Consider the following 25,413-nt stretch of genomic DNA (forward strand, 5'->3'; position numbering starts at 1 on the left):
GGTCAGGCCAACAGGGACAGGAGATCGCGGTCCCCGCGTTCTCGAAGCCTGGTGAGGAGTTCCGGGAAGCCCACGGGACCCGTCATGCCGACCCGGGTGGCGATGACCCGCCTCGCCTGCTCGGGAGTGCCGCCCGCCGCGGTGTAGCCGACCAGCCGCAGTGCCCGCGCCGTCGTCTCCACCTCCTCGCCCGCGAGCGGCAGGTGCCTGGCCCGCAGGACCCCCTCGTCGGACAGGGTGAGGAACAGGTGACTGCCCTCCTTGGCGCCCACGTCCTCCAGGAGCGTCCTGAGCGACTCCAGCACGGGCCTGTCGTGCCAGCTGAGTACCAGCTCGCCGACCGCGCTGCTGACCGTGCGGCCCTCGCCCGGCGACATCCCGAGGTAGGCGGCGAACCCGCTGGGCAGCGGGCACTCGATGCCCCCGAGGTGTTCTTCGGTGACGTCGATCCTGAGCCACCAGCGGCCGTCCGGCTGCCGGAAGCAGCGCCTGGTGAGCGAGACGTCCTTCAGCGGGCGGAACGGGGCCTTCCTCGGCTCCCCGCCGCCCGGCGGCTCGCCGATCCCCTCGGCCGGCTTCTCCACGGTGAGGGCCGGGGCGCCGTTCGAACGCTGGGGAGACCGCTCGCCCGCGCCGAGGATGCGGAGCTGCGGGACGTTCTCCAGCCACTCCTTGGACACCTCGGGGTGAATGCCCAGCGAGGAGACCATGTCGAGGGCCTTGTTGATCGTGAGCGGCGGCTTGGCACCGCTGATCATGTCGCGGGTACGGTGGCGCAGCTCGGTGATGTCGCCCTCCACCAGCCACTCGTCGACCAGGTGGTAGCCGGGGAGGGTGGCCAGCACGAACTGCCAGGCAGGCACGTCCAGGGAGTGCAGCTCCCCGGTGTGCCACTCGGCCGCGTTGATCAGACGCTCTCTCGGCGCGGCCTTGCCGAGGATTTCCTTCACCCCCTCCAGGTGCTCCCGGTACGGGGCGGCCTCGTCGGAGGCGACCCACTCGGCGAGCTCCCGGCGCAGGTCGGCCTCGATGCCGCGGATGACCTCGGGAGACACCGCGAAGAGCTTGGCCAGCGCCTCCACGGTCGCCGGGGCGTCGCTGAACAACCTGTTCTGCGCCACCGCCCAGCGCTTGTCCTCCACGTTGGCGAAGACGCCGTCCAGCAGCGCGTGCAGGTTCTTCCGCACCGGCCGGGCCTCGTCGCCGTCGTCGCGGCCCTCGTCATCACCCTCGTCGCGCCCGTCGGCCTCGTCGCCCTCCGCGACCGGCTCGGGGGCGTCGGGGAGTGCGAAGGCGTCCTCGCGGTCGCCCTCGGAGTCGTCCTCGGGGGCGTCCCCTGTCTCGGCCGTCTCGGCTGTCTCGGTGGCGGGCTCCACGTCCGGCTCGACGGCTTCCGCGACTCCGGCTTCCGCAGGTCCGGCTTCCACGGCCTCGACTTCCGAGGATTCAGCCTCGGTTTCCGCGGGTCTGTCCCCAATTTTCACGGCTTCGACGTCCGCGGGCCCGGCTCCGGTTTCCACGGGACCGGCTCCGGCGGGCTCGGCCCCGGTTTCCAAGAACCCGGCTCCGGTTTCCGCGGGTCCGGCTCCGGCTCCGGCGGGCTCCGCCTCCCCGGAAGCGGGCGCGAACCGGTCCTCCCTTACGAAAGCGCTCGCCCCTTCCCACGGGAAGGCGTCGGCGTCCTCCCGCTGGAAGGCGCTCGCCGACGGGCTCTTCCTCGCCGAGGCGGGCTGGAAGAGCGATCCGGGGGCCTCGTCGGGGCGGCGGGTGTCGGTTACCGGTGGCTCCCGGCGGGCCTTGCGCTTCGGCAACGCCATCGGCTGCGCGAGGGCCTCGGGCTCCGGCGTGGGAACGTTCTCGGCGTCTTCCGGCACGGTCTGCGCGCGGAGGTCCGCCACGGCGGGCGGGCCGTCCGGCGCCCGGAGCCCTCCGGCGACGGATCCACTCGCGACGGACTCGCTCTCGGCACCCTCGTCCGCGAGGGCTTCGCGCGTGGCGCCACCGTCCGCGACGGGCTCGTGGGCGGCCTCGGCCGCCCCGGAGGACACCGCCCCGGAGGACACCGCCCCGGAGGACACCGCCCCGGAGGACACCGCCCCGGAGGACACCGCCCCGGAGGACGCCGCCCCGGAGGACGCCGCCCCGGAGGACTCGGCCGCGCGCGCCGGCGGGATCGCGTGGGCGGGGACCGCCAGGCGCGTGAAGACCGCCGTGAACAGGACGTGCAGCAGAGGGACCGGCTGGATGAACGGCTGGTCGCGCAGGTCGTGGCCGGTCAGTGAGAGAAGGCCGGGCCAGGACCCGGCGCGGTCGAGGGCGATGGCCGTGGAGGGCTCGTCGGCCTCGTCCGGGTCCAGGACGTGCAGGGCGGGGAGCACGTCACCCAGGGCGGCGGCGGGCCAGTGGTTCAGGACGATCGAGGCGAGGATGTCGGCGAGCCTCTCCGGGCCCAGCACGGCGAGCACGCGGGCCATCGGCAGGCTCCGCCACCAAGCGTCCGGTAGGTCGGGCTGTTCACGCAGAAGTGGGATCGTGGCCGCGTCGCTCCAGCGCAGCGGCGGCACGAGGTCACTCAGACAGAAGTTCATCCGTTCCCTTCACCAGCCCCTCAAGCCGCCCGAGTCACCCCATGTGGCCGGGGAACGAGACTCATGGAACAGACCATAGTCTGGCAAATTACCTCGGCGCATTGGGTGGGTTCAGCGGCGTACGGCCGCGAACCGCAGTCTCACGTAGTCGGCCATCCAGCCGCTCTCCCGCCGCAGGGCGGGGGCGGCCAGCTCGTTCACCCGCCGGAGCAGCGGGTCGACCATCTCCGCGGGCACCTCCTTGAGCAGCGAGCCGGCGAACATCCGCACCCAGTCGGCCGCCCCGCCGGGGCACTCGTCGAGCGGGGTCGGCCGGTCGAAGTATTCCAGCAGGCGGACGGTGAAGCCGCCCTTCTCCAGCCGCGTGGCGTATTCGGCGGGGGTGGGAAAATACCAGGGCAGGCCGGGCTCGGGCAGCCCGTACTCCCGCCAGGCGGTGGACAGTGCCGCCGTCAGCGCGGCGCAGTTGCCCGCGCCGCCCATCTCGGCCACGAACCGCCCGCCAGGCGTGAGGGCCTCGCGGACCCTGCCGATCACCGCGTCCGGCTCCTGGCCCATCCAGTGCAGGGCGGCGTTGGAGAAGACCGCGTCGTAGGGCTCGGCCACCGTGAAGCCGCGGCCGTCGCCGACGACGAAGTCCAGCCCGGGATGCTGCGCCTGGGCCTTTTCGATCATCGCCTGCGATCCGTCGATCCCCAGGACGTAGGCGCCCCGGGAGGTGATCTCGGCCGCGAGCATTCCCGTGCCGCAGCCGAGATCCACGATGCGCTCCCCGGGCTGCGGGTCGAGGAGGTCGACCAGCGGGGCGCCGTGCGCCGAGACGTATCCGAAGCTGTTGTCGTAGGCGCGAGCGTTCCACCTCATCAAGCTCGGGGTGTCGTATCGCAAGACGATCAGCTCACATTCTGAGACGCGAAGCCTCTTATCGGTACTCTCCAGACACTTTAGAGCCTCTGGGAAGTCGCGACATATCAGTCTCACCAGCCTCAGCAACCTCAGGGCTATCTCACCTTGCTGGACCACTCGCGCTGGAGGTAGGCCCTCGCCGTGTCGATCTCCGGGATGGTGAGGATCACCGGCCTAGCGTTGGTGGCGGGGAGTTTCGCGGCCAGTTCCTGATCGAGGGTGCCGCGCATCTGGAGGGCCTCCATCCTCGCGGGCCTGGCGTAGCCCTTCAGGAACAGGTTCTGCCCTCTGTCGGAGAACAGGAACTCCTGCCAGAGCCTGGCCGCGGCCGGGTGCGGGGCCCGCTTGTTGATGGCCTGCACGTAGTACGCGCCGAGCACGGCGTCGCCGGGAATCATCACCTTCCACGTCTTGTCGGCGGCGGCCCGCTCGGTGTTGTTGTAGTCCCAGTCGACGAGGACCGAGGCCGCCTTGGGGGTGGCCGCGAGGTTGCCCGCCTTCTTGAGGCGGTGGAAGAACTCCACGCCCCGCTCCGCCCGCGCCTCGCCACCCCGCAGGGAGGTCGCCATCACCCCGCTGAAGGCCGCGGAGACCTCTCGGGGGTCGCCGGGCAGCGCGACGCTGTGGCGCGGCTTGAGCAGGTCGGAGAAGGACGCGGGGGCGGTGACCCTGGTCGGGTCGTAGCCGATGGACATGTAGCCGCCGTACCCGGCGTACCAGAAGCCCCTGTGGTCCTTCAGACGGTCGGGGATGTCCTGCCAGCCCTGGACCCTGTACGGGGCGAAACGGGCGGCGTTGGCCGCGGCGACGTCCATGCTCAGGTCGAACACGTCCGGTTTGAGGTCGTCCGCGGCCGCGATCTCCCGCGCGCTTCCGGCGTCGGGCTCCAACTGGTGCACCTTGATCCCGTACTCCTCGGAGAAGGTGTCGATGATCTCGCCGTAGTTCACCCAGTCGCGCGGCAGCGCGATCACCGTGAGCGCCCCCTCCTGCCTGGCGGCCTCCACGAGGCGCTCCATCGTCGAGAAGCCCTCCTTGAGGGAGGCGGCCTGCACGTTGAGAGGCGGGAATTGGACGTTCTGAGGAGCCGGGGCGCCACATCCGGCGATCGTGGCCGTGAGGATCACGGCGGCTGCGGCGCTGGTACGTACGGTCACGAGCGAAATGCTCTCCGCTGTCATTCCCCTGGTCGAGCAGGCGCGACGCTTCTTAACGAACGGCTTACACGTGTCTTGGCGAGTGGCTTACCCAGAGGGCGTCCATCCTGACCGGTCAGCGGCTCCGAGCGTCCCGGCGAGGCCCCGGTGCCCCTTGAGGTCCCCGGAACGTCCCCTGGAGTCCCCTGGAGTCTCTGGGCCGCCGTTCACCCGCCGGTGCGGGGACCCCGGGGCCGCGGGGACTCGGGAACGACCTTCGCCGCGGCGAGCGTCTCCTCGGCGATCTCCACCAGGACGCCGTTCCGCCTGCGCACACCGAGCACGCCGTCCCGCCAGAACTCCAACTCGCCCACCGCGTCGCGAAATCCCTCGGGGACCCTTCTCCGGGTGGTGACTCTTTTGCCCACGTCGGAAGGGGTTATGGTGATGCTCAGGCGAGCGCTGACATGAAAGGCCATTGGCTTTTGCCCCCTCCCGTTTCAGAGACACGGCGGGCACGGCAATACTAGGGCTTAGCAACTCGCGGTCGAAGTCGTGCCTAGGTGCGTAAAGAAGAAGGAGCCCGAGGTGACCTACGTCATCGCGCAGCCTTGCGTGGACGTCCTGGACAAGGCGTGCATCGAGGAGTGCCCTGTCGATTGCATCTACGAGGGTGAGCGGATGCTCTACATCCACCCCGACGAATGCGTCGACTGCGGCGCGTGCGAACCGGTGTGTCCGGTGGAGGCCATCTTCTACGAGGACGACCTTCCCGAGCAGTGGAAGGACTTCTACAAGGCGAACGTGGACTTCTTCGAGGACCTGGGGTCGCCCGGCGGCGCCTCCAAGGTCGGCAAGATCGAGAAGGACCACCCGGTCGTCGCGGCCCTGCCTCCGCAGGCCGAGAGCCACTAGGAGCCGGTGTCCGAGGGGGCGGCCGCGACGGCCGTCCCCTCGCACCGCCATCGCCGGACCTCGTTCCGGCGAAATCCCTCGCCCCGTCATCGGCAGGCCCAGTTCCAGTGAAAGACGACGGCTGATCACCATGAACGCCAATTCCGACCGGTCAGAGGCTTCGAGCGTCCCGGCGAGGCTCCGATGAACGGTCTGCCGGACTTTCCGTGGGACCGGCTCACGCCGCTGAAGGAGCTCGCGGCGTCGCACCCGGACGGGATCGTCGACCTGTCGGTGGGCACGCCCGTCGACCCGGTGCCCGCCATCGTGCGGCAGGCTCTCGCGGACGCCTCCGACAGTCCCGGATACCCGCTGACGTACGGCACCGAGCGCCTCCGCTCGGCCGCCGCCGGATGGCTGCGACGCAGGCACGGCGTGATCCTCGACCAGGCGAACGTGCTGCCGCTGATCGGTTCCAAGGAGTTCGTGGCCTGGCTGCCGACGCTGCTCGGTGTCGGCCCGGGGCAGCGGGTGATCCTGCCCGAGCTCGCCTACCCCACCTACGACGTGGGAGCGCGCCTCGCGGGCGCCGAGCCGTACGCCACCGACGGGCTGCTCGCGCTCGGTCCCGAGCGGGTGCCGCTGGTCTGGGTGAACTCACCGTCCAACCCGACCGGCAAAGTCCTGCCCGCCGAGCATCTGCGCAAGGTCGTCTCGTGGGCGCGCGAGCACGGCGCGGTCGTGGCCTCCGACGAGTGCTACATCGAGCTGGGCTGGGAGGAGCGGCCGGTCTCGATCCTGCACCCGGACGTCTGCGGCGGCTCGCACGAGGGCCTGCTCGCGGTGCACTCGCTGTCCAAGCGCTCCAACCTGGCCGGTTACCGGGCCGGATTCGTCGCGGGTGACCCCGCGCTGGTCAAGCGGCTGCTGGAGATACGCAAGCACGCCGGCATGATCATGCCCGCGCCGGTCCAGGCGGCGATGGCCGTGGCCCTGGACGACGACGAGCACGCCGAGGAGCAGCGGGCCCGCTACGCCGCCCGCCGCGCGGCGCTCCGCCCCGCCCTGGAGGCGGCCGGCTGGAAGATCGAGCACTCCACCGCGGGCCTGTACCTGTGGGCGTCCAACGGAGCCGGCTGCTGGGACCAGGTCCGCGCGCTGGCCGGGAAAGGAATCCTGGTCGCGCCCGGCGACTTCTACGGGACCGCGGGAGAGAGGCACATCAGGATCGCCGTGACGGCCGACGACGAACGCGTCGGTGCGGCGGTGCGGCGCCTCCAGTAGGATCGCGCGGCATGACCCCCGAGGTCGTCGTGATACTCGGACTGAGTGTGGCCACTCTCGTCCTGCTGTTCGTCGCGTTCCTCACGACGAACAGCAGGACGAGAGTGGCCGACGAGTCCGAGCGTTCCGGCGAGACGCCCCTCCCTTCGGTTGAGGCCGCGCAGCCGTCGGCCCAACCGTCTGCGGGCCATGTCGGCATCGACTACCCCGACCCCCGCACGATCAGGGTCGGCGACACGATCGAGTGCCAGGGGATCCGCAGCAGGGTCCTCGGCGCCCTGTACCTGTCGTGGCAGGGCACCCAGTGGACCGAGTACCGCCTCGACGACGGCACCCGCCGCCCCCAGTGGCTCTCGATCCAGATGCGCCCCGGGCTGGCCGCCGGTGATCCGCCGCACCTTGAGGTGCTGCTGTGGACACAGGTACCCACGGAGGGCATGATCCCCGCCAAGGCCACGCTGAGCGTCGAGGGGGTCGACTTCTTCCCCGTCGACCGGGGCACCGCGGCCTTCCGGGGGGAGGGGGTCACCTCGATGCCCGAGCGGGGCCTGCTCGACTTCGCCGACTACCGGGCCGCCGACGGCCGCCTGCTCAGCTTCGAACGCCTCCAGGGCAAGCGCTGGGGCGCCTCCCACGCCCAGCCCCTCGCCCCCGGCACGATCAAGATCGAGAAGAAGAAGGGCGGCTAGGCCACACGCCCTCGATCACCCCATCGCCCCGTACGTCGCCCCGAACCCGACCTGTCCGCTCGCGATGTGGACGCACTCGTCGCCCGGGGAGTCGCGGTGGAGCCCGCCGGGTTCCTCGCTCAAGGCGTACGGGCCGCCGTCCCGAGAGGTCGGGGACGGTCAGGACAGCTCGACTTTCCTGGCGGAGGATTTCGGGTCGGCCCGCCAGCCGTCGTGGCTTTTCGCGGCCGTCCATGACTGGCCGTCGTAGCGGATCCCTCCCAGCCCGAACTCCTTGGCGTGGGCGATCGACCAGCCGGCCACCAGCCAGCCGCGCTTGCGCGAGGGGGGCGCGAAGCCGTTTCCCGCTCCGAGCGCCCTGGCGAGCTCGCGCGCGGCCCCCCGCTCGTCGGGGAGCGGGGTCTTGCCCGTCGGGGCGGGGAACCAGCAGTGCACCGCCTTGGGCACGCGCCCGGTGAACGCCGCCGCGAGAACCTTCCCGTCGTCCTCGTGCTGGGCGTACGCCGACCCGTCCGCCGAGCGCTGCACGGCCTGGGCCGCCTCGTGGAGCGGCAGCTTGCGGTAGTTTTTCACCTTCACCAGCGCGGAGAAGAACCTTCCCGAGGCGTAGACGGGGTCGACGAGCTGCTTGGGCTCGCCCCACCCCTGGGAGGGGCGCTGCTGGAACACGCCGACCGAGTCGCGGTCGCCGCCCGTCAGATTCTCCAGCTTGGACTCCTGGATTCCGGTGGCGTAGGCGATCACCACGGCCCGCTCGGGCAGCTTCCTGCGGGCCGCGACGGCCGCGATGACCGCGGCCACCTTGGCCTGTTCGAGGTCCAGCTCCAGTGAGCCCTCCGGTGTGGTGATCTTGCATCCCTCGCCGAGGTCGACGAGCGGTGTCACCTTCCTGAGCAGGCTGAGAAGACCCACGGTGATGGCCACCGCGAGCACGGTCACGATCGCGATGATCGCGATGACCCCTTTTGAGAAGCGCCGTCGCACGGTCAAGAACCTACAGGTCCCCAGCGATTGCGCGGTCTGGTAGAACGCCGCGAACATAGGCTCCGGCCATGACCCAGAGCGATGCCAGCCCGCTGCCCGCGGCCGTCGACGAGCTGTGGTGGCGCAGGGCCGAGCTGAGCCCCGCCGACACCGAGGCCCGCGCCGTCGTCGTGAGCGCGGTGGACATGCTCGACAGTGGCAAGGCCCGGGTCGCCGGGGTCTCCCGCGCCGGCGAGGTGGTCGTTGACGAGCGCGCCCGGCGGGCTGTCATGCTCGCGTTCCTGGTGCTCGGCACGTCCAGGTCCCAGGTGGGCGACTTCCACCACCACGACCGCGTCCCGCTGAAGGCCTCCGTCGAGGGGGTGCGCGTCGTGCCGGGGGCGATCGCCCGCTGGGGCTCCTACCTGGCGCCGGGCGTCGTGCTGATGCCCTCGTTCGTCGATATCGGCGCCCACGTGGACGAGGGCAGCACGGTGGGCACGTGGGTCTCGATCGGCTCGTGCGCCCAGATCGGCAGGAACGTCCACCTGTCCGGGGGAGTCGGCGTCGGGGAGAGCGGCGACCCCGACGGCGGGGAGGCCTTCCTCGCCGCCGAGGAACGGACGATGCCCGCGATCGTCGAGGACGGTGCGATGATCGGCGGCCGGGCGGTGATCGCCGATGGGGCCCGTGTGGGACGGGGTGCCGTGGTCGGCGCCGGGACGATCCTGTCTGGCTCGACCCCGGTGATCGACGTTCGGACGGGCGAGGAACTGGAGCGCGGGCGCGTCCCCGACCGGTGCGTGGCGACCGGAGGCACCCGTCGGCGCGAGTTTCCCGGCGGCGCCTTCGGCCTGGGGTGTGTCCTGGTGCTCGAACGCCTGGAGGAGGGCCACAGGCCCGGCAGGGCCGAACTCGACCGCATCCTGCACGGATAGGGCCGGTCGGCGCCCGGACCGGTGGGGGTGCGGGGTGAGATGGGAGGACCGTTCGGATCCGGCACGGGCACGGCGGGTTTCCCACGGGGCCGGACCTCGTGCGGGCATCCAGGGCGTGGGCGTGAGACTCGTGCGGGCACCGGGGCATGGGCGTGAGACTCGTGCGGGCACTAGGGTCGCGGGCATGAGTACGCGTCTGGACCTCACGCAGGATGTCGGGGAGCTCACCGCCAGGATCGTGGACGTCGAGTCGGTCAGCGGCGGCGAGAAGGCCCTGGCCGACGCCGTGGAGGAGTCCCTGAGGCCGCTACGGCACCTCACCGTCGAACGCGACGGCGAGTCGATCGTGGCCCGCACTCACCTGGGCCGCGGCGAGCGGGTGGTGATCGCCGGGCACCTCGACACCGTTCCCGTCGCGGGCAACCTGCCCAGCCGGGTCGAGGGAGACCGGTTGTACGGCTGCGGCACCTCGGACATGAAGGCCGGTGTCGCGGTCGCGCTGAAACTCGCGGCCACCCTTCCCGAGCCCAGCAGGGACGTGACCTACGTCTTCTACGACTGCGAGGAGATCGAGGCCGAGCGTAACGGGCTGCTCCGCCTCAGCCGCACCCGTCCCGACTGGCTCGCGGGTGACTTCGCCGTGCTCATGGAGCCCACCGACGGCGTGATCGAGGGCGGTTGCCAGGGCACGCTCCGGGCCCAGGTCGTCATCCGGGGCAAGCGCTCGCACAGCGCCAGGTCCTGGTTCGGGATCAACGCGATCCACGCCGCCCAGCCGGTGCTCGCGATCCTGAACGCCTACGAGGCGAGGCTTCCCTTCGTGGACGGCCTGGAGTATCACGAGGGACTGAACGCGGTGGGCATCGGCGGCGGCATCGCGGGCAACGTGATCCCGGACGAGTGCGTGGTGACCGTGAACTACCGCTTCGCTCCCGACCTGTCGCTGGACGAGGCGCGCGCCCACGTACGCGAGGTCTTCGACGGGTACGAGGTCCGCTTCACCGACGGCGCCGCCGCCGCGCGGCCCGGCCTGACCCATCCGACGGCGTCGGCCTTCGTCGAGGCCGTGGGCGGCACGCCACGGGCCAAGCTCGGCTGGACCGACGTGTCGCTTTTTTCCGGCCTGGGCGTGCCCGCGGTCAACTACGGTCCCGGGGATCCGAACCTGGCGCACCAGAAGGAGGAGTTCGTCTCGTTGGCGAAGATCGCCGACTGCGAGCGCGGAATGCTCGACTGGCTGTCGTGAGGACTTGTTCGCGGCGTGCGCGGGCCTCGACGTGCGAGAGCCTGGAGGGGCGGTGCAAATGAAAGTGGCTTTCCTCGCCGGCCATTTGGCGGGGAAAGCCACTTTCAGTCCCGAGCAGCACCCTCGTTCGGTTAGACGTGCGCTGTTCAAAGTCCGGTTCCATGTTTTCATGGAGATTTTTCAAGATTTTTCTGAGACGACGCTACGGTGGCCCGCATGAAGAAAACACGTCCAGAGCGTCGCCAGGGGGCCGCCGTGGTCCGTGGTGATCTCGTCTCCGAGTCCACCCACGACCAGCGGCTTCTTGATCGGAGAGGTCCTGCCGACTGGCTGCACATGGATCCGTGGCGGGTGATGCGCATCCAGGCCGAGTTCGTGGAGGGCTTCGGCCACCTCGCCGAGCTGCCCCAGGCGGTCACCGTCTTCGGGTCCGCGCGCACCCCCGAGGGCACCCCCGAGTACGAGATGGGGGTTCAGCTGGGCAGGAAGCTGTCCGAGGCGGGCTACGCCGTGATCACCGGTGGCGGCCCCGGCTGCATGGAGGCCGCCAACAGGGGAGCCGTGGAGGCGGACGGCGTCTCGGTCGGCCTGGGCATCGAGCTGCCCTTCGAACAGAGCATGAACGAGTACGTCGATCTCGGCATCGAGTTTCGCTACTTCTTCGTCCGCAAGACCATGTTCGTGAAGTACTCCTGCGGATTCGTCACGCTGCCCGGCGGTTTCGGCACCATGGACGAGCTCTTCGAGGCGCTCACCCTGGTCCAGACCCGGAAGGTCACCTCCTTCCCCGTGGTGCTGATGGGGACGGAGTTCTGGGGCGGCCTGATCGACTGGATCAAGAACACCCTCGTGGCGACGGGCAAGATCTCTCCGGTGGACGTGAATCTCATCCACGTCACCGACGACGTCGACGAGGCGGTCCGGATCATCATGGACGCAGACAGCAAGAGGGGCCGCCAACTGGGGGACGAAAGGAAAGCGGCCATGTCCACGGTCGGCGATGCCGAATAGGGTCGGCACGTGTTCATTTGCATATTCCTCGCGTCGAGTCAGAAGATCGACAAGAAGTATCTGGAACTGGCGGATCAGGTCGGCACCGAGCTCGCCAGGCGCGGCCACTCCCTGGTGAGTGGCGGGGCCAGGGTGTCCTGCATGGGAGCCGTGGCCCGTGCGGCCCGCGCGGGTGGCGCCCGTACCATCGGAGTGATCCCTCAGTCGCTGGTCGACATCGAGCTCGCGGACGACGGTGCCGACGAACTGGTGGTCACCACCGACATGCGTGAGCGCAAGGGCGTGATGGACGCCCGCTCCGACGCCTTCCTGGTGCTGCCCGGCGGCATCGGGACCCTGGAGGAGCTGTTCGAGATCTGGACCTCCCGCACCCTGGGCCTGCACGACAAGCCGCTGGTGGTCCTCGATCCCTGGGGGATCTTCAAGCCGCTGCGGGAGCTGGTCGAGGGCATGGAGGAGGCGGGCTTCACCCGCCCGAACGTCTTCGACGCCATCTCCTGGGCCACCACGGTCGACGAGGCGTTCCGGCTGCTGGAGAAGTCGACCAGGCACCTGGAGCCGAGCGCGGAGGAGCTAGGCGAGGCCACGGCGGGTTAGCGCGGGCGGCCGCCGCCCGGCGAGGGCGTCGGTCATCTCGACCGCGAGCCGCACCTGTTCGACGCGGTCCGTACGGAAGACGCGGGCACCGGCCCAGGCGCAGATCGAGGCCGCGGTGAGCTCGGCGGCCTCGGCGTCCCGCTCCCTAGCGGCGTTTCCGGCGGTGCCCATCCCGGCTCCTGGGTTTTCGCCGGCGTCCATCCCGGTCCCGGCGTTTCCGGCCGTGTCCGCCCCGCCTTCGGCCTCGTCGGACTCCCCGAGGTCACCGGACGGTACGGATGCGGCGGAGGCGACGCCGGCGAGCCTGGCAGGGGTGACGACCACGGTGCGCCCGGCACGGGCGAGCTCCTCGACCTCCCCGATCGAGACGGCCTCGACCCAGCCGGGCTCGCCCGGGTCACCGGGACGGAGCACGACGAAGGCTTCCAAGCCGGGGGCGGACGTCATGATCCGATCCTAGGTCAGCGCAGATGTGGCACGATTCGTATGTGCTGGTCGTATTAGCTCTCGCTGCTGTAGCCGTTATCGCCGGTGTCACGGTCGTCGCCATGGGCCGGGGAGGGGAGCTGAGTGAGTTCGCCCCCGACGTGCCCCCGCTGAACCTGCCCCAGGCAGGTCAGCTCGGCGCGGTCGACTTCATGGCCCTCCAGCTCCCGGTGAGCCTCGTCGGATACAACACGCAGAGCGTGGACGAGACGCTGAGCCGGGTCGCCGGGGCACTGAGCGAGCGTGACACCAGGATCGCCGTGCTGGAGCAGCGGGTGTCGGAGTTGCTCGCGGGCAGGCTCCAGGCTCGTCACGAGCTCAACCCCGGCTCCCGGACCTCGCCGCGCGGCCCCGAGGCGCCGTACGAGCTTTCCGGCGGGGACGGTTTCGGGCCGTCCGAGGAGTTGTCCAGCGGGCCGCAGGCGGTTCCGGGTGCCGAGGGTGAGACATCACCCGAGTCTTCCGGCGGGGAGGGTTTCGGGGCGTCCGAGGAGTTGTCCAGCGGGCCGCGGGCGGTTTCGCGTGCCGGGGATGAGACGTCCGGGTCCTCCGGCGGGAAGGGTTTCGGGGCGTCCCAGAAGCTCTCTTCCGAGAAGCTCTCTGACGGGGCGAAGGTCGCGGGCGAGCCTGCGGAGGCCGAGCCCTCCAAGAGCTCCGAGCCGGAGGAGCCTCTCAGGTCTGAGGAGGATGTGCCCTCCAAGGATTCCGAGCCGGAGGAGACTGCCAAGCCCGACGAGGCGTCTGATTCATCCGGGTCATCCGGCGTGTCGCCTTTCGCCAGGCCGTCCGAGCCGCCTCAGGCGTCGGATTCTTCTTCCTCGTCCGAGACTTCGGATTCGAAGGAGCCGTCTCCCGGTTCCGTCGGCCTCCGTACGGGGGAGCGGAAGACGGAGGACACCCGGTGACCGAGACCTCGCGGGCAGTGGCTCCGGGCGCCCCAGTGGTTCAAGGTGAGCCTGTGACATCCGAGACTCTCGCGCAGCCCAGGGAATCCGCGGAATCCCCAGGGCTCGTGCGCTGCGGCTGGGCGACCTCGGCCCCCGACTACATCGCCTACCACGACGAGGAGTGGGGTCGTCCGGTCACCGGCGACGACCAGGTGTTCGAGCGGATCTCGCTGGAGTCCTTCCAGTCCGGCCTGTCGTGGATCACCATCCTGCGCAAGCGGGAGAACTTCCGGGCGGCCTTCGCGGGATTCTCCATCCCGGCCGTGGCCGCGTTCGGCGAGGAGGACGTCGATCGTCTGCTCGGCGACGCGGGCATCGTCCGCAACCGGGCCAAGATCGAGGCGACGATCGCGAACGCGCGGGCCGCGCTCGACGTCGACCTGTCCGACCTGGTCTGGAAGCACGCGGACCCCGGCGCGCCCGTCCCGAAGACCCCTGCGGACGTGCCCGCCCAGACCCCCGGTTCCAAGGCGCTGGCCAAGGAGCTCAAGGCGCACGGCTTTCGTTTCTTCGGCCCGACCACCGCCTACGCGCTGATGCAGGCCATCGGCCTGGTCAACGATCACCTGGTCGACTGCTGGATACGCCGAGCCTGACGTCTTTTCCCTGAGGTCTGGAGGCCTGTGGCGCGGGGGCGCCTTCTCGTGCGGGGAGGTGATGGCGCGCGACGTCTTTCTCCTCGACGCCCGCAGCGCGAGGGCGCCTTCCCGCGTGGGGAGGCGAGGCGCCCGACGTCTTTCTTGAGGCCCGTGAGCCCTGGAGGTGCGCGGGTTCGTGAGCCCGGTGAACTCCGTGAGTGGTTTCAGACCTCGTTGAGCTGGCGGTCGACGAAGGCGGCGGCCGCAGGGAGCAGCCGCCCGGCCTCGTGCTCGAAGTAGATCCTCGCCTTCTCTCCCGGCCAGCCTCGCGGCAGGAGTTCCGCGGGGAGCCCGGGGTCGCGGAACAGGAAGTTGCGCCAGCCGTGCAGCAGCCTGCTCCGGGTGGCGAACACCTGGTCGCCGCTCGCGTTGTCGGGCAGCCCGCCGACCAGCTCCGTCGCCTGGGCCATCCACTCCTCGTAGGCGGCCCCGATGGCGTCCAGGTCCCATGTCCTGGCGACCAGCGCCGCGGGGTCGCCGTCGAACACCGCCTCGAACCGGTCGGCGGTGAGATCCACGCCTTCGAGGATCGCGTCGAGTTCCGGGGAGGGACGCGGTCCGATCCAGGTCGTCTCCGACAGGGAGGCGTATCCGATGAAGGAGAGATCCGAGCGCAGGCGCTCCCGCCTGGGCCGCTCGCGCACGGGTTCCACCACGAGGATGTGCCATCGGCCGTTCCACGTGATCGTTCCGACTCGGTAAATTCTTGGTGCGGTTTCGTCAAGGCGGCGTACGCACTTGGGAGTGACCTCGTAGCCGGGCCCCCTGGGCAGCCGGGCCGGCGTGAGCCAGCCCTGCCGGACCATTCGTGAGACGGCGGTGCGGACTGCGGGAGCCGCGATGTCCAGCGGGGCGAGCAGACGAACGAGGGCGGCCACGGACGCGCGACCGCCTCGGAACCTGAGGTGGTCCCCGTACAGATCGAAGAGAGCGGCGCGGGCGTTCACAAGGACAAGTTTGGCCGTCTGAAGGGGGCTTGGACAACGGTCTTGATCGCCGGATGAGCCGACGCTGAGATTGATCGTTCCCATTCTCCCTGCGGAGGCGGGATAATAGGACATCACAGAAGACGTGAATGCGTCGGCCACCCTCGGGTCAGTCGGAGATCCGGAGCCCGAAGCAGGAAGGGATACACGCATGGCGGCTATGAAGCCGAGGACCGGTGATGGTCCGCTGGAGGTCGTCAAGGAAGGCAGGGGCATCGTCATGCGGGTTCCCCTGGAGGGTGGCGGCCGCCTCGTCGTCGAACTCTCGGCGGACGAGGCAAGTGCCCTCGGTGAGGAACTGAAGAAAATCGTCGGTTGATCCCGATCTAAACCAGAAGTGGTGGAGCCGGGCCCTATTTGAGCTTGCTCGGGGAGCATGACACCTGCGACGGCCCGCGAGACCGACGATGGACAGACGATTGCACGGCCCTGGCCGTCGGACCGCCTCACGGTGGCTCGCGCCAGGGCCGTGCTGTTCTCCCCGGTGCCTCTCCCCACGCCGGGCCTGATGACTGGAGTTACCGCTATGCCCATCTCCCCCCATCTGCTCCTGCCGCGCGTTCCCTACGCGCAGGGGTTGTCCGTCGCGTCCTCGGAGGGCGCGGAGCCGGCCGCAGGGGAGGGGCCAGGGGCCGGGCTCCCCGGTGACGCCGAGTTGCTGGCCGTCCCCTTCGCCGACGGCCTCGCGCCCGATATCGAGCTGCCGGTTCCCGTGGCGGCGCTGCTCGCCCACCACAAGGTCAAGGGTGAGGCGGGCGAGATCGTCGAGGTTCCGGTCGCGAACGGCGACGCCGTCGGCCGGGTGCTTCTCTACGGGGTCGGCGACGGTTCGCCGGCCACCCTGCGCAAGGCGGGCGCGGCGGTGGCGCGGCGCGGCAAGGGCAGGGACGCCATCAGGATCGTGCTCCCGAGCGGGCCGGTGGCCGCGTTCGTGGAGGGCGCGCTCCTGGCCACGTACACCTTCAGGGTCGGTGAGGTGAAGTCCTCCCCGGTGACGCTCGAGTTCGTCGGCGACGGGGTCGAGACGGAGGTCGCCGCCGCCGAGGTGGTCGCCGAGGCCGTGGCGCTCGCCAGAGACCTGACCAACACCCCCTCATCGGTGAAGTCACCCGCCTGGCTCGCCGAGCGCGCCGCCGAGCGGGGTGTCGCGGTGAGGGTGTGGGACGAGCGAGAGCTGCGCTCCGGCGGGTTCGGCGGCATCCTCGCCGTCGGCCAGGGATCGGTGACCCCGCCCCGGCTGATCCAGCTCTCCTACGAGCCCGAGGACGCGACCGGTCACGTGGTCCTGGTCGGCAAGGGCATCACCTATGACACCGGCGGCATTTCGCTCAAGCCGACGAGCAACATGGTCTTCATGAAGACCGACATGGCCGGCGGAGCCGTCGTCATCGCGGTTCTGGGCGCGCTGGCCGCGCTCGGCGTGCGGGTGCGGGTCACCGGCCTCGTCGCCGCCGCCGAGAACTCCTTCTCCGGCACGGCCCAGCGTCCCTCCGACGTGATCACGCAGTACGGGGGCCGGACGGTGGAGGTGCTCAACACCGACGCCGAGGGCCGTCTGGTCCTGGCCGACGCGCTGGCGTACGCCGACGCGGAGCTGAAGCCGGACGTCATGATCGACATCGCCACGCTGACCGGGGCGATCGGCATCGCCCTGGGCAAGGATCTCGGCGCGGTCTTCGCCTCCGACGACGAGTTGGCCGGCGCCCTGATCGAGGCGGGGGAGACGAGCGGGGAGCGGCTCTGGCGGATGCCCCTGATCGACGACTATGTCCCCGCGCTCGACTCGTCTGTGGCGGACCTGACCAACATCGAGGCGGGATCGACCTACGGCGCGGGTTCCGTCACCGCGGCGCTGTTCCTGCGCGAGTTCACCGGCGGACGGCCGTGGGCGCACCTGGACATCGCGAATGTCGGCCGCAGCGGCGCCGACGAGGGCGTTCTCAGCAAGGGGGCCACCGGGTACGGCGTGCGTCTGCTGCTCGGGTGGCTGTCGGGGCTCCAGGGAGCGCCGATCGGGGAGCGGTGACAGCCGCGCCGACCACGCTGACAATGCCGACCACGTGGCGCTGAGCGGATAGCGGTGACCAGGCCGGAGGCCAGGCCCGTGGGCCTGGCCTCCGGTCGGCCTGCGGTCGCGGGACCGGGTCCCCCGAAGGGGCCGGTGCGGGCCGCCGCTCCCGCCCGGCCACTCCTACCTGCTCGCCTCCGAGAGGCTGACGATGGCCTCGGCGGCCCGGAAGTGCTTGTTGCGGCCGAGGTCGCCGATGGTCTTGATACCGAACGCCTTGGCCAGGTCCTGGGCGTCGCTCTCGCTCACCCCGGAGAGCGCGCTGACCGGCGCGTTGGTAAGCGAGTGAAGATCGGACCCCTCGTACTCCTTGTCGAGCAGTTTGTCGAGCTTGGCGGCAACCGTCATGGCGCACCCCTGTGTATCGGTGATCGTGGGAAAGGCCCGCGTTGTGGCGACATGGCCTATCGGCATCGTTTCCGGCCGATAGAGGATTGACGCGCGTCTCCCAGGATCTTGGTGATCGCTTGCCGGACCCGTGTGAACGGTATTGCCAGGCCCCGGGGCGTGTCGCGGGCGGTGACGGTCGAGACGTCGGCCGGTCGGCGGGCAGACCCGCCGCGACGTCACCGTGAACATCGTCACGGCCGCCTGAAAACCGGCTCTCCGCATGACGAGGCGATCGCTCGGGCGCACCGGGAGCCGGCTTGAACACCTCAGCGCATGGGACGCCTGTCAGTCGGCGAGCTTGACGGCCGCCAGGATGCCGTCTCCCAGGGGCATCATCAGCGGGCGGAGCCGCTCGTCGGAGCGGACCAGCTTGCCCAGCTCCCTGATGACGACCGTGTCGGGGTCCCGCTGCGAGGGGTCGGCCACCCTGTTGCCCCAGAGGGCGTTGTCGAAGACGACGATGCCGCCGACCCGCAGCAGGCGGACGGACTCGGCCAGGTAGTCGGCGTACTCGTGCATGGCGCCGTCGCAGAAGACGAGGTCGTAGCCGCCGTCGGAGAGACGGGGGAGCACGTCGAGGGCGCGGCCGGTGATCAGGCGGATCCGGCCGCCGGAGAATCCGGCCTGGGCGAAGCTCTGCCTGGCCAGCCGCTGGTGCTCGGGTTCCACGTCCACGCTGGTGAGCGTGCCGTCCTGGCGCATGCCGCGGAGCAGCCACAGCCCCGACACGCCGCAGCCGGTGCCGATCTCCACGACGGCACGGGCGTTGATGGCGGTGGCGAGGAAGCAGAGAGCGGCGCCGCCGCCGGGCAGGATCGGGGGTGCCCCCACCTCCGTGCCGCGCATGCGTGCGGCCCGCAGGATGTCGTCCTCCCTGTGGAACTCGTCGGCATAGGCCAGAGTGGCCTCCAACGGACTTGTCGGCGTCTCTGCCATCGGCCTCTCCTCCCGCTTTCTCCGTACACAGTCATATAGGCGCTGGGTCGCAGCCTAAGGGAGGCAGGCCCGATCGGGAACTCATGTCACCCCCGGTGCGTTGCACGGTTTAAGCGGCCTTTGCCGGTCCTGAAGGTAGTGAGTGCGCACGAAGGGACGAAACCAGGCACTATGGCGATAGCGGTGGCCCCTGAGAGAGGAGTGCCGGTGGAGGGTTCCGACCACCAGGCGGAAGCTCCCATGTCCGACTGGACGCCTCCCACCTGGGAGGAGGTGGTCCGGACGCACTCTGCGCGCGTCTACCGGCTGGCCTATCGGCTGACCGGGAACGTGCACGATGCGGAGGATCTCACCCAGGAGGTCTTCGTCCGGGTCTTCAGGTCGTTGTCCAACTACACGCCGGGCACTTTCGAGGGCTGGCTGCACCGCATCACCACCAACCTGTTCCTCGACATGGCGCGGCGTAAGCAGCGCATCAGGTTCGAGGGGCTCGCCGACGACGCCGCCGAGCGGTTGCGCGGACGCGAGCCTTCTCCCGCCCAGGTGTACGACGACAGCCATCTGGAGCCCGACATCCAGGCCGCACTCGACGCGCTCGCGCCCGAGTTCCGCGCGGCCGTCGTCCTGTGTGACATCGAGGGGCTGTCCTACGAGGAGATCGCGGCGACGCTGGGCGTGAAGCTCGGCACCATTCGCAGCAGGATTCACCGTGGGCGGTCGCAGTTGCGTGAGGCGCTGGACCATCGTGCGCCGCGGAACGATCAATTCCCCCCGAACGTTACTCACGGGGAGGAATTCGCATGAGAAACCACAGTCATGACGAATGTCACGACGAGCCACTTGGCAAGGAGTGCGCATGAGTCACCTCGGAGAACGCGTTTCCGCGCTGGTCGACGGTGAGCTGAATCACCACGAGCGCGACCGTGCCCTCTCGCACCTGACCTTCTGTGCCCCCTGCAGGGCCGAGGTCGACGCCGTGCGGGCACTGAAGAGCCGGTTGCGCTCCCTTGACGGTCCGGCGATGCCGACCGACCTGACGATGTCCCTGCTGCGAATGGCAGAGCCCGGCGGCCCGTTGCCGCCGCGTGAGCGCCCCTTTCGGGCCTCACGCACCTTCGGTGGCGCGCCCATTCCGAGCATGCACGGCATCGCTCCCCCCGACAACCGGCCCAGGGGCCGTGCCGGAGGACCCCGCCGCGCGCGCAGGGCGGGCTATGTCGCGGTGGGCGTCGCCTCGGCGGCCGTGGCCATCGGGACCCTGTTCGTGGTAGGCGGGGCCGACCCCAACCCGCGCATCGTGCCGCCGGTCGACATGTTCGCCAACCAGCACAGGAACACCGCGCCCTATGGCGGGTCGGCGACGCCGACTCTCTCCCCCTCTCCGTGATCCGGCTGCCCGCCACGGTCATCCTGGCCGCTCTCATGCTGCTGGGGCTGGTGACGGGCGGTACGGCACACGCCGTCCGGTCCCCGCACGCCGTGCCGCCGGACGACGTCGAGAGCGAGGACACCGGCCTGCACCTGCTCCGCGAGGCGGCGGCCGCGGGCCGCTCCCGCGGATACTCCGGCACCCAGTACGTCACCTCCTGGGGCACCTCGGGTGCCGCCTCGGAGGTGTTGGAGGTGCGCAACGTCCCGGGAAAGGGGTTGACGGTACGCACCGCGTCCTCGGGGCCCTCGGGCTCCGTGGGAGATGCCGCCCCCTCGGGTTCGGTGCGGAACGCCGATCCCGGCACCCCCGCCGGGGGCATGTCCAGCCCGTCCGAGGTGATGCTCGAGGTCATGGCCCGCAACTACCGGGTCGTGGACGCGGGGGAGGGCTTCGCCTGCGGGCGCCCGGCCCGCCTGGTGAACGTCCTGCGGGCCGACGGCACGGTCGCCGCCCGCTACTGGATCGACCGGGACGGAGGTCCGGTGCTGCGCCGCGAGCTCATGGACACGAAGGGGCGGGTCGTCAGGGCCGGAGCCTTCGTCGACCTGACCCTCGATCCGGTGGTGAGGAGCGCGGCGCCCGCGCTGGCGGCCGGTGGCCTTGACCTGGCCGAGCTGCCGCGGATGGAAGCCGAGGGTCTGCGTTTCCCCCGCACCCTGCCGGGACGGCTGGAGCTCTTCGCCGCTCGCACGGTCCCCTCCGGATACTTGTATCTCGGGTATTCAGATGGCTTGTCGGTTGTGTCGGTTTTTATCCAGTCTGGGATGCTTGACGAAGAACGTCTCCAGGGTTGGCATGCGGAACGGCGTAAGGGGCATACGATCTGGATTCGAGACCCTGCTGGGCAGGAGACGATCTGGGCGAGTGGGGGTCATGTCTACACTGTCTTTGCCGACGCGCCGGCTGACATGGTCGACGCCGCTGTCGCGGCGCTGCCGCACGAGCCCGTTCCCGATCTCTGGACGCGGCTCGGCCGCGGTGCCAGCCGTCTGCTCTCCTGGGTCAATCCCTTCGGATAGCGCGTGCTTTACACATCGCGTATGTCACTCGGGGGAAGATTGCCGGGTTGCCCCGGTGAGCGGCCGTCCGCGAGTCAAGGAGTAGTGAGTATTCGATGACCGACGATGCCCGTACTGCCCGCGAGGCGAACGATGCTGAGGGCCGTACGCCGTCGGAATTCGCCGACGGCGGACACGACACCCAGGAGTCCCGCCGCCCCGACTTGTCCGGCCCCGAGTTCTCCCGCCCCGAGTTCCTGCCCGCCGGAGAGGGTGCTCCCTTCCAGGCCGAGCAGCCCCGCGACGACGACGGCTGGAGCCGGCCGGGCGCCCAGTCCGACCACGCCCTGTGGGGCAGGCCGCAGGACCAGCCCGAGTCGCGCCATCACGACAGGCACCTGCCGCCCGGTGAGGGCGACCAGGGCCCCGGTTCCGCGGGCCACAGCTGGGGCGACCCCTCTGGCAGGCCGCCCAGGCAGGACACGATGGTCTTCGCCGCCCAGTCCGCTCAGCCCCCTCCGCCCACCCAGGCGTTCGGCATGGGGCCCGGCTGGGCGCCGCCGCCCGGGGCTCCCATGGGCCCCGGAGGTTTCGGCGGTCCGCCGCCCAGGCCCGCCAGGAGTGGGCCGCGCACCACCACGCTGGTGATCCTCGCCCTGGTGATCGCGTTGCTCGCCTCCACGCTCGGCAGCGTCGGCACCTACCTCCTCACCAAGCCCACGGCCTCGGGGCGCGACCCCTCCTTCAGCCTGGGCGGGGCGCCGACGGGCTCCAACGTCCGGCCTCCGGAGTCGGTCGCGGGCGTGGCCTCGAAGGTCCTGCCCAGCGTGGTGTCACTCGCCGTCGAGGGCGGGGTGAGTTCCAGCACCGGTTCGGGCTTCCTGATCAAGGGCGGCTACGTGGTGACCAACAACCACGTGGTGGCCAACGCCGACTCGCGCAGCCAGATCCAGATCCAGTTCAACAACCGCAAGTCCACCTCGGCCGTCGTCGTGGGCCGTGACCCCGAGTCCGACTTGGCGGTGGTCAAGCCCGCGGAGACCTTCGGCGCCCCCGAGATCGTTCTCGGCAACTCGGACAACGTGGTCGTGGGAGACCCTGTCATCGCCATCGGATCCCCGCTGGGCCTGACCGGCACCGTCACCTCCGGCATCGTCAGCTCGCTCAACCGGCCCGTCCAGGCGGGTGAGGAGAACAGCTCCGACACCACCTGGCTCAGTGCCGTGCAGACCGACGCGGCCATCAACCCCGGCAACTCGGGGGGACCGCTGGTCAACGTGAACGGCGAGGTGATCGGCGTCAACTCGGCGATCGCCACGCTCGGCAGGTCGGTCGGCGGCCAGAGCGGCAGCATCGGCCTCGGCTTCGCCATCCCGGTGAACCACGCCCGGCGGGTCGCCCAGGAGCTGATCACCACGGGCAAGGCGAAGAAGTCGCGCATCGGCGTCGCCATCGACCCGACCTATCAGGGCGTCGGGGTGCGCATCGCCACCGAGTCCAGGCAGGGCACCCAGCCGGTCGAGCCGAACGGTCCCGCGGCCCAGGCCGGTCTCAAGCCCGGAGACGTCATCCTGGAGATCGACGGCGTCGTGCTCCAGGACGGCAACGAGCTGATCGCCATGATCCGTAACAGGGCTCCCGGTGAGAAGCTCGCGGTCAAGTACCAGCGTGGCGGCGAGGAGAAGACCGCGACCGTCACCGTTGGCACCGCCCCCGAGCAGCCCTCACCCCAACCCTCCTGAGCGGCCCTTTTGAGAGACGGGGTGAGGCGCGTGCTCACCTGTGGGGGCGTTAGTGTGGAACCTCTCCGGCGTGTGGCCGGAGAGGTGCTTCTGGCACCTTCCTCCCGGTAGGAGATCACCGTGTTCGGACTCGGCTGGCCTGAGATCGTGGCGCTGGTGGTGATCGCCCTTCTCGTCTTCGGCCCGGAGAAACTGCCCCAGGCCGCCTCACAGGCGGGCAAGACGCTACGCAACCTGCGCCGGATGGCCAACAACGCGAGAGACGACCTGCGGACGGGGCTCGGTCCCGAGTTCGCCGACTTCGACCCGGCCGACCTCAATCCGAAGAACTTCGTCAGAAAGCACCTCATCGCCGACCTTGAGGACGACCTGAACGGCACTTCGGCGACCACCGCCACCGCGGAACCGGCGACCGACCACCACGCGATGAGCGGCGGTGGGGAGCTGGGGTACGGCGAGATCCCCCCGTACGACTCCGACGCGACCTAGCCGTTGAACTTTGCGTAGTTTTTCCGTTTTGCGGCGCTGAGGCGCCTCTCACACGGCAGACGGCGGCGCCCCCGGTTCCGGGGACGCCGCCGCCGTCGCGTCGCGGGAGAGGCCGCTCCAGGCCTCGCGGGGCCGGTCCGTCGGCCTCTGACGCAGCCGCCTCAGCCGCGCCGGGTGGGCGAGATGCCGAGCTGGAGCCCCTTGAGGCTGGTCGACTTCTTGCTGAGGGACGCGGCGATGCGGCTCAGCTCGGTCGCGGCCGGGGCGTCCGGGTCGGTCAGCACGAGCGGCTTGCCCTCGTCGCCGCCCTCGCGCAGACGCGTGTCGATGGGCACCTGGCCCAGAAGCGGCACGCGGGACCCCAGGGTGCGGGTGAGCGCGTCGGCCACGCTCTGGCCACCGCCCTCACCGAAGACCGAGATCCGCTCGTCACAGTGCGGGCAGGGCAGCCACGACATGTTCTCGATGACACCGGCGATCTGCTGGTGGGTCTGGACGGCGATCGACCCCGCGCGCTCGGCGACCTCGGCGGCGGCCTGCTGCGGGGTGGTCACCACCAGGAGCTCGGCGGACGGCATCCGCTGCGCCACGGAGATCGCGATGTCACCGGTGCCCGGGGGCAGGTCCATCAGCAATACGTCCAGGTCGCCCCAGTAGACGTCGGCGAGGAACTGGTGCAGGGCACGGTCGAGCATCGGGCCACGCCACACGACCGGGGTGTTGCCCTCCGGCTTGAACATGCCGACCGAGATGACCTTGATGTCATGCGCCACCGGCGGCATGATCATGTCCTCGACCTTGGTGGGGCGCTCGGAGACGCCGAGCATGCGCGGAACGCTGTGGCCGTAGATGTCGGCGTCGACGACGCCGACCTTCAGGCCGCTCGCGGCCATCGCGGCGGCCAGGTTGACGGTGACGGACGACTTGCCGACGCCGCCCTTGCCCGAGGCGACCGCGAAGACGCGGGTCAGCGAGCCGGGCTGGGCGAAGGGGATCTCCTTCTCCGGTCCCTTCGCGCCCCGCAACTTGGTCTGCAGCGTCTTGCGCTGCTCGGTGCTCATCACGTCCATCTCGACGGAGACACCGGTCACCCCGTCGACCTTGGAGACGGCGCCGGTGACGTCTCGGGTGATGGTGTCCTTCATGGGACAACCGGAGACCGTCAGGTAGATCGCGACACGTACGGCTCCCTCGGGGGAGATGTCGACGCTCTTGACCATGTCGAGTTCGGTGATCGGCCGACGGATCTCAGGGTCGTTGACGGTCGCGAGGGCGGCCATCACCAGTTCCGTGGTAGGTGCCATCGAAGTGTCGGCAATCACGTCACCCGGGGGCGACGAGGATGCCGTCCCTCCTTGTCTGTTATCGATGAGGCGTCTCACAGGCGGGCCCCGCCTGTCGTGGCGCCCGTATGGCTTGGCAGGAGGCCGATCCCGTCAGGGAGCGGTCGGCGTCGTGAGCCCATGGTATGAACCCGAGAACACCGAAAGGAATTCCGAAACCGGTGATGGTCGCTGGATTCGGACAATTCGCTGTGTAGGTGCACGTGCAACGTTCTAAGGTTACTCCGTGACCCTCACAGCGGGCGAGTCAAGAGGGAGCACCGGCTCGGAGGAGCTGGTGGTCTGGCGCATGCTCCAGCGGGCCCAGGTCCGCATCACCCGGGTTCTGGAGGCCGACCTGCTGGTCGAGCACGATCTGGCCCTGGCCTCGTACGAGGTCCTGTCGCAGCTGTCGGAGGCGCCCGAGCGGCGGCTGAGGATGAACGACCTGGCGGACAGGGTGCTGTTGTCGCGCAGCGGCCTGACCCGGCTCATCGACCGTCTCCAGCGTGACGGCCTGGTCGAGCGCGAGGCGTGCCCCAGCGACGCGCGCGGCCTGTTCGCCGTCCTCACCGACGAGGGGGCCGCGCGGCTGGCCGAGGCCGGCCCCACCTACCTGCGCGGGGTCCGCGGCCAGTTCCTGGACATGCTCGACCCCGACGAGCTGCGGCAGTGCGCGGCCATGCTGAACAAGCTCTTCCCCGGCTCCGGCACCGACCCGTACTGA

At 70.1% G+C, this 25,413-nt stretch carries 27 protein-coding genes; 17 read left to right on the forward strand and 10 right to left on the reverse strand.

All coding sequences use genetic code 11. The annotated features are described in order from the left end of the window. Window positions 1-2: 2 nt before the first annotated feature. From ABZ664_RS16895 to ABZ664_RS16910, 4 genes are all read right to left on the reverse strand, one after another. The gene (locus ABZ664_RS16895) at window positions 3-2,588 is read right to left on the reverse strand and encodes a hypothetical protein (protein WP_362509788.1); all 2,586 of its coding nucleotides are present in this window, start codon (window positions 2,586-2,588) and stop codon (window positions 3-5) included. A 111-nt stretch (window positions 2,589-2,699) separates the two neighbouring features. Further along, a complete protein-coding gene (locus ABZ664_RS16900) occupies window positions 2,700-3,452 on the reverse strand; it encodes a methyltransferase domain-containing protein (RefSeq protein ID WP_362509791.1) in 753 nt (250 codons plus the stop codon). A gap of 137 nt (window positions 3,453-3,589) precedes the next feature. Further along, complete coding sequence (locus ABZ664_RS16905) at window positions 3,590-4,651, reverse strand: ABC transporter substrate-binding protein (protein WP_362509794.1); 1,062 nt, start codon at window positions 4,649-4,651, stop codon at window positions 3,590-3,592. 206 nt (window positions 4,652-4,857) lie between these two features. After that, window positions 4,858-5,058, reverse strand: a complete 201-nt coding sequence (locus ABZ664_RS16910) for a hypothetical protein (RefSeq protein ID WP_362509797.1) — start codon at window positions 5,056-5,058, stop codon at window positions 4,858-4,860. Window positions 5,059-5,218: 160 nt separating this feature from the next. Here ABZ664_RS16910 and fdxA point away from each other — a divergent pair, with 160 nt between their 5' ends. The 3 genes from fdxA to ABZ664_RS16925 all read left to right on the forward strand — a co-directional run bounded on the left by fdxA (window position 5,219) and on the right by ABZ664_RS16925 (window position 7,497). Then, window positions 5,219-5,545, forward strand: coding sequence for a ferredoxin (gene fdxA, locus ABZ664_RS16915; RefSeq protein ID WP_344902423.1), 327 nt, complete (start codon window positions 5,219-5,221; stop codon window positions 5,543-5,545). Window positions 5,546-5,728: 183 nt separating this feature from the next. After that, window positions 5,729-6,808 carry a succinyldiaminopimelate transaminase gene (dapC, locus tag ABZ664_RS16920; protein WP_362509801.1) on the forward strand — a complete coding sequence of 360 codons (1,080 nt, stop codon included), beginning with the start codon at window positions 5,729-5,731 and terminating at the stop codon, window positions 6,806-6,808. Between the two features lie 11 nt (window positions 6,809-6,819). Next, entirely contained in the window at window positions 6,820-7,497 is a 678-nt protein-coding gene (locus ABZ664_RS16925; protein ID WP_362509804.1) for a DUF4178 domain-containing protein, read from the forward strand. 159 nt (window positions 7,498-7,656) lie between these two features. On the opposite strand, the gene ABZ664_RS16930 is transcribed toward ABZ664_RS16925, so the two are convergent. After that, entirely contained in the window at window positions 7,657-8,481 is an 825-nt protein-coding gene (locus ABZ664_RS16930) for a hypothetical protein (RefSeq protein ID WP_362509807.1), read from the reverse strand. Between the two features lie 68 nt (window positions 8,482-8,549). Here ABZ664_RS16930 and ABZ664_RS16935 point away from each other — a divergent pair, with 68 nt between their 5' ends. From ABZ664_RS16935 to ABZ664_RS16950, 4 genes are all read left to right on the forward strand, one after another. Beyond that, window positions 8,550-9,398 carry a 2,3,4,5-tetrahydropyridine-2,6-dicarboxylate N-succinyltransferase gene (locus ABZ664_RS16935; RefSeq protein WP_362509810.1) on the forward strand — a complete coding sequence of 283 codons (849 nt, stop codon included), beginning with the start codon at window positions 8,550-8,552 and terminating at the stop codon, window positions 9,396-9,398. A gap of 184 nt (window positions 9,399-9,582) precedes the next feature. Then, window positions 9,583-10,644 (forward strand): succinyl-diaminopimelate desuccinylase, encoded by a 1,062-nt coding sequence (dapE, locus tag ABZ664_RS16940; RefSeq protein WP_362509813.1) that lies wholly within the window; start codon window positions 9,583-9,585, stop codon window positions 10,642-10,644. A gap of 216 nt (window positions 10,645-10,860) precedes the next feature. Beyond that, window positions 10,861-11,655 (forward strand): TIGR00730 family Rossman fold protein, encoded by a 795-nt coding sequence (locus ABZ664_RS16945; RefSeq protein WP_362509816.1) that lies wholly within the window; start codon window positions 10,861-10,863, stop codon window positions 11,653-11,655. 9 nt (window positions 11,656-11,664) lie between these two features. Next, complete coding sequence (locus tag ABZ664_RS16950; RefSeq protein WP_362509819.1) at window positions 11,665-12,252, forward strand: TIGR00730 family Rossman fold protein; 588 nt, start codon at window positions 11,665-11,667, stop codon at window positions 12,250-12,252. Here ABZ664_RS16950 and ABZ664_RS16955 read toward each other — a convergent pair. Next, window positions 12,229-12,699, reverse strand: coding sequence for a hypothetical protein (locus ABZ664_RS16955; RefSeq protein ID WP_362509821.1), 471 nt, complete (start codon window positions 12,697-12,699; stop codon window positions 12,229-12,231). The genes ABZ664_RS16950 and ABZ664_RS16955 overlap by 24 nt on opposite strands. A 41-nt stretch (window positions 12,700-12,740) precedes the next feature. Here ABZ664_RS16955 and ABZ664_RS16960 point away from each other — a divergent pair, with 41 nt between their 5' ends. Next, window positions 12,741-13,643 (forward strand): hypothetical protein, encoded by a 903-nt coding sequence (locus tag ABZ664_RS16960; RefSeq protein ID WP_362509824.1) that lies wholly within the window; start codon window positions 12,741-12,743, stop codon window positions 13,641-13,643. A 53-nt stretch (window positions 13,644-13,696) separates the two neighbouring features. Next, complete coding sequence (locus ABZ664_RS16965; protein ID WP_362509827.1) at window positions 13,697-14,281, forward strand: DNA-3-methyladenine glycosylase I; 585 nt, start codon at window positions 13,697-13,699, stop codon at window positions 14,279-14,281. Between the two features lie 206 nt (window positions 14,282-14,487). Here the strand turns inward: ABZ664_RS16965 and ABZ664_RS16970 are convergent, their stop codons facing one another. Beyond that, a complete protein-coding gene (locus ABZ664_RS16970; RefSeq protein ID WP_362509830.1) occupies window positions 14,488-15,270 on the reverse strand; it encodes a PaaX family transcriptional regulator C-terminal domain-containing protein in 783 nt (260 codons plus the stop codon). A gap of 190 nt (window positions 15,271-15,460) precedes the next feature. Here ABZ664_RS16970 and ABZ664_RS16975 point away from each other — a divergent pair, with 190 nt between their 5' ends. Both ABZ664_RS16975 and ABZ664_RS16980 read left to right on the forward strand, forming a co-directional pair. Continuing rightward, window positions 15,461-15,628, forward strand: a complete 168-nt coding sequence (locus ABZ664_RS16975; RefSeq protein WP_084195322.1) for a DUF3117 domain-containing protein — start codon at window positions 15,461-15,463, stop codon at window positions 15,626-15,628. 207 nt (window positions 15,629-15,835) lie between these two features. Then, window positions 15,836-17,335 (forward strand): leucyl aminopeptidase family protein, encoded by a 1,500-nt coding sequence (locus ABZ664_RS16980; RefSeq protein ID WP_362509834.1) that lies wholly within the window; start codon window positions 15,836-15,838, stop codon window positions 17,333-17,335. Between the two features lie 165 nt (window positions 17,336-17,500). Here the strand turns inward: ABZ664_RS16980 and ABZ664_RS16985 are convergent, their stop codons facing one another. Further along, window positions 17,501-17,725 (reverse strand): hypothetical protein, encoded by a 225-nt coding sequence (locus ABZ664_RS16985; RefSeq protein WP_362509837.1) that lies wholly within the window; start codon window positions 17,723-17,725, stop codon window positions 17,501-17,503. 327 nt (window positions 17,726-18,052) lie between these two features. Then, window positions 18,053-18,703 (reverse strand): O-methyltransferase, encoded by a 651-nt coding sequence (locus tag ABZ664_RS16990; RefSeq protein ID WP_362509840.1) that lies wholly within the window; start codon window positions 18,701-18,703, stop codon window positions 18,053-18,055. A 171-nt stretch (window positions 18,704-18,874) separates the two neighbouring features. On the opposite strand from ABZ664_RS16990, the gene sigE reads away from it, so the two are divergent. The 5 genes from sigE to ABZ664_RS17015 all read left to right on the forward strand — a co-directional run bounded on the left by sigE (window position 18,875) and on the right by ABZ664_RS17015 (window position 23,364). Next, window positions 18,875-19,507, forward strand: coding sequence for an RNA polymerase sigma factor SigE (gene sigE, locus ABZ664_RS16995; protein WP_362509843.1), 633 nt, complete (start codon window positions 18,875-18,877; stop codon window positions 19,505-19,507). A gap of 52 nt (window positions 19,508-19,559) precedes the next feature. Next, entirely contained in the window at window positions 19,560-20,090 is a 531-nt protein-coding gene (locus ABZ664_RS17000; RefSeq protein WP_362509846.1) for a zf-HC2 domain-containing protein, read from the forward strand. Continuing rightward, window positions 20,087-21,154: a sigma-E factor regulatory protein RseB domain-containing protein gene (locus ABZ664_RS17005; protein WP_362509849.1), complete on the forward strand. Its 1,068-nt coding sequence runs from the start codon at window positions 20,087-20,089 to the stop codon at window positions 21,152-21,154. Before ABZ664_RS17000 ends, ABZ664_RS17005 begins: the two co-directional genes overlap by 4 nt. A 95-nt stretch (window positions 21,155-21,249) precedes the next feature. Beyond that, entirely contained in the window at window positions 21,250-22,875 is a 1,626-nt protein-coding gene (locus ABZ664_RS17010; RefSeq protein ID WP_362509852.1) for a trypsin-like peptidase domain-containing protein, read from the forward strand. 120 nt (window positions 22,876-22,995) lie between these two features. Then, the gene (locus tag ABZ664_RS17015; RefSeq protein WP_362509855.1) at window positions 22,996-23,364 is read left to right on the forward strand and encodes a sec-independent translocase; all 369 of its coding nucleotides are present in this window, start codon (window positions 22,996-22,998) and stop codon (window positions 23,362-23,364) included. Between the two features lie 161 nt (window positions 23,365-23,525). On the opposite strand, the gene ABZ664_RS17020 is transcribed toward ABZ664_RS17015, so the two are convergent. After that, window positions 23,526-24,668, reverse strand: a complete 1,143-nt coding sequence (locus ABZ664_RS17020) for an Mrp/NBP35 family ATP-binding protein (protein WP_362509858.1) — start codon at window positions 24,666-24,668, stop codon at window positions 23,526-23,528. 265 nt (window positions 24,669-24,933) lie between these two features. Between ABZ664_RS17020 and ABZ664_RS17025 the strand changes: the two genes are divergently transcribed. After that, entirely contained in the window at window positions 24,934-25,413 is a 480-nt protein-coding gene (locus ABZ664_RS17025) for a MarR family transcriptional regulator (protein ID WP_362509861.1), read from the forward strand.

Origin of the sequence: Streptosporangium sp. NPDC006930, assembly GCF_040635605.1 — a bacterium.
Lineage (GTDB): Bacteria > Actinomycetota > Actinomycetes > Streptosporangiales > Streptosporangiaceae > Streptosporangium.

What these genes read in the sequence shown, in the direction of transcription:
- ABZ664_RS16955 (WP_362509821.1), bottom strand. Translation starts at nt 12,699, where the DNA reads ATGACGTCCGCCCCCGGCTTGGAAGCCTTCGTCGTGCTCCGTCCCGGT.
- dapE (WP_362509813.1), top strand. Translation starts at nt 9,583, where the DNA reads ATGAGTACGCGTCTGGACCTCACGCAGGATGTCGGGGAGCTCACCGCC.
- ABZ664_RS17020 (WP_362509858.1), bottom strand. Translation starts at nt 24,668, where the DNA reads ATGGCACCTACCACGGAACTGGTGATGGCCGCCCTCGCGACCGTCAAC.
- ABZ664_RS16990 (WP_362509840.1), bottom strand. Translation starts at nt 18,703, where the DNA reads ATGGCAGAGACGCCGACAAGTCCGTTGGAGGCCACTCTGGCCTATGCC.
- ABZ664_RS16895 (WP_362509788.1), bottom strand. Translation starts at nt 2,588, where the DNA reads ATGAACTTCTGTCTGAGTGACCTCGTGCCGCCGCTGCGCTGGAGCGAC.
- ABZ664_RS16980 (WP_362509834.1), top strand. Translation starts at nt 15,836, where the DNA reads ATGCCCATCTCCCCCCATCTGCTCCTGCCGCGCGTTCCCTACGCGCAG.
- ABZ664_RS16985 (WP_362509837.1), bottom strand. Translation starts at nt 17,725, where the DNA reads ATGACGGTTGCCGCCAAGCTCGACAAACTGCTCGACAAGGAGTACGAG.
- ABZ664_RS16975 (WP_084195322.1), top strand. Translation starts at nt 15,461, where the DNA reads ATGGCGGCTATGAAGCCGAGGACCGGTGATGGTCCGCTGGAGGTCGTC.
- dapC (WP_362509801.1), top strand. Translation starts at nt 5,729, where the DNA reads ATGAACGGTCTGCCGGACTTTCCGTGGGACCGGCTCACGCCGCTGAAG.
- ABZ664_RS16900 (WP_362509791.1), bottom strand. Translation starts at nt 3,452, where the DNA reads ATGAGGTGGAACGCTCGCGCCTACGACAACAGCTTCGGATACGTCTCG.
- ABZ664_RS17000 (WP_362509846.1), top strand. Translation starts at nt 19,560, where the DNA reads ATGAGTCACCTCGGAGAACGCGTTTCCGCGCTGGTCGACGGTGAGCTG.
- sigE (WP_362509843.1), top strand. Translation starts at nt 18,875, where the DNA reads ATGGCGATAGCGGTGGCCCCTGAGAGAGGAGTGCCGGTGGAGGGTTCC.
- ABZ664_RS16935 (WP_362509810.1), top strand. Translation starts at nt 8,550, where the DNA reads ATGACCCAGAGCGATGCCAGCCCGCTGCCCGCGGCCGTCGACGAGCTG.
- ABZ664_RS17010 (WP_362509852.1), top strand. Translation starts at nt 21,250, where the DNA reads ATGACCGACGATGCCCGTACTGCCCGCGAGGCGAACGATGCTGAGGGC.
- ABZ664_RS16945 (WP_362509816.1), top strand. Translation starts at nt 10,861, where the DNA reads ATGAAGAAAACACGTCCAGAGCGTCGCCAGGGGGCCGCCGTGGTCCGT.
- ABZ664_RS16925 (WP_362509804.1), top strand. Translation starts at nt 6,820, where the DNA reads ATGACCCCCGAGGTCGTCGTGATACTCGGACTGAGTGTGGCCACTCTC.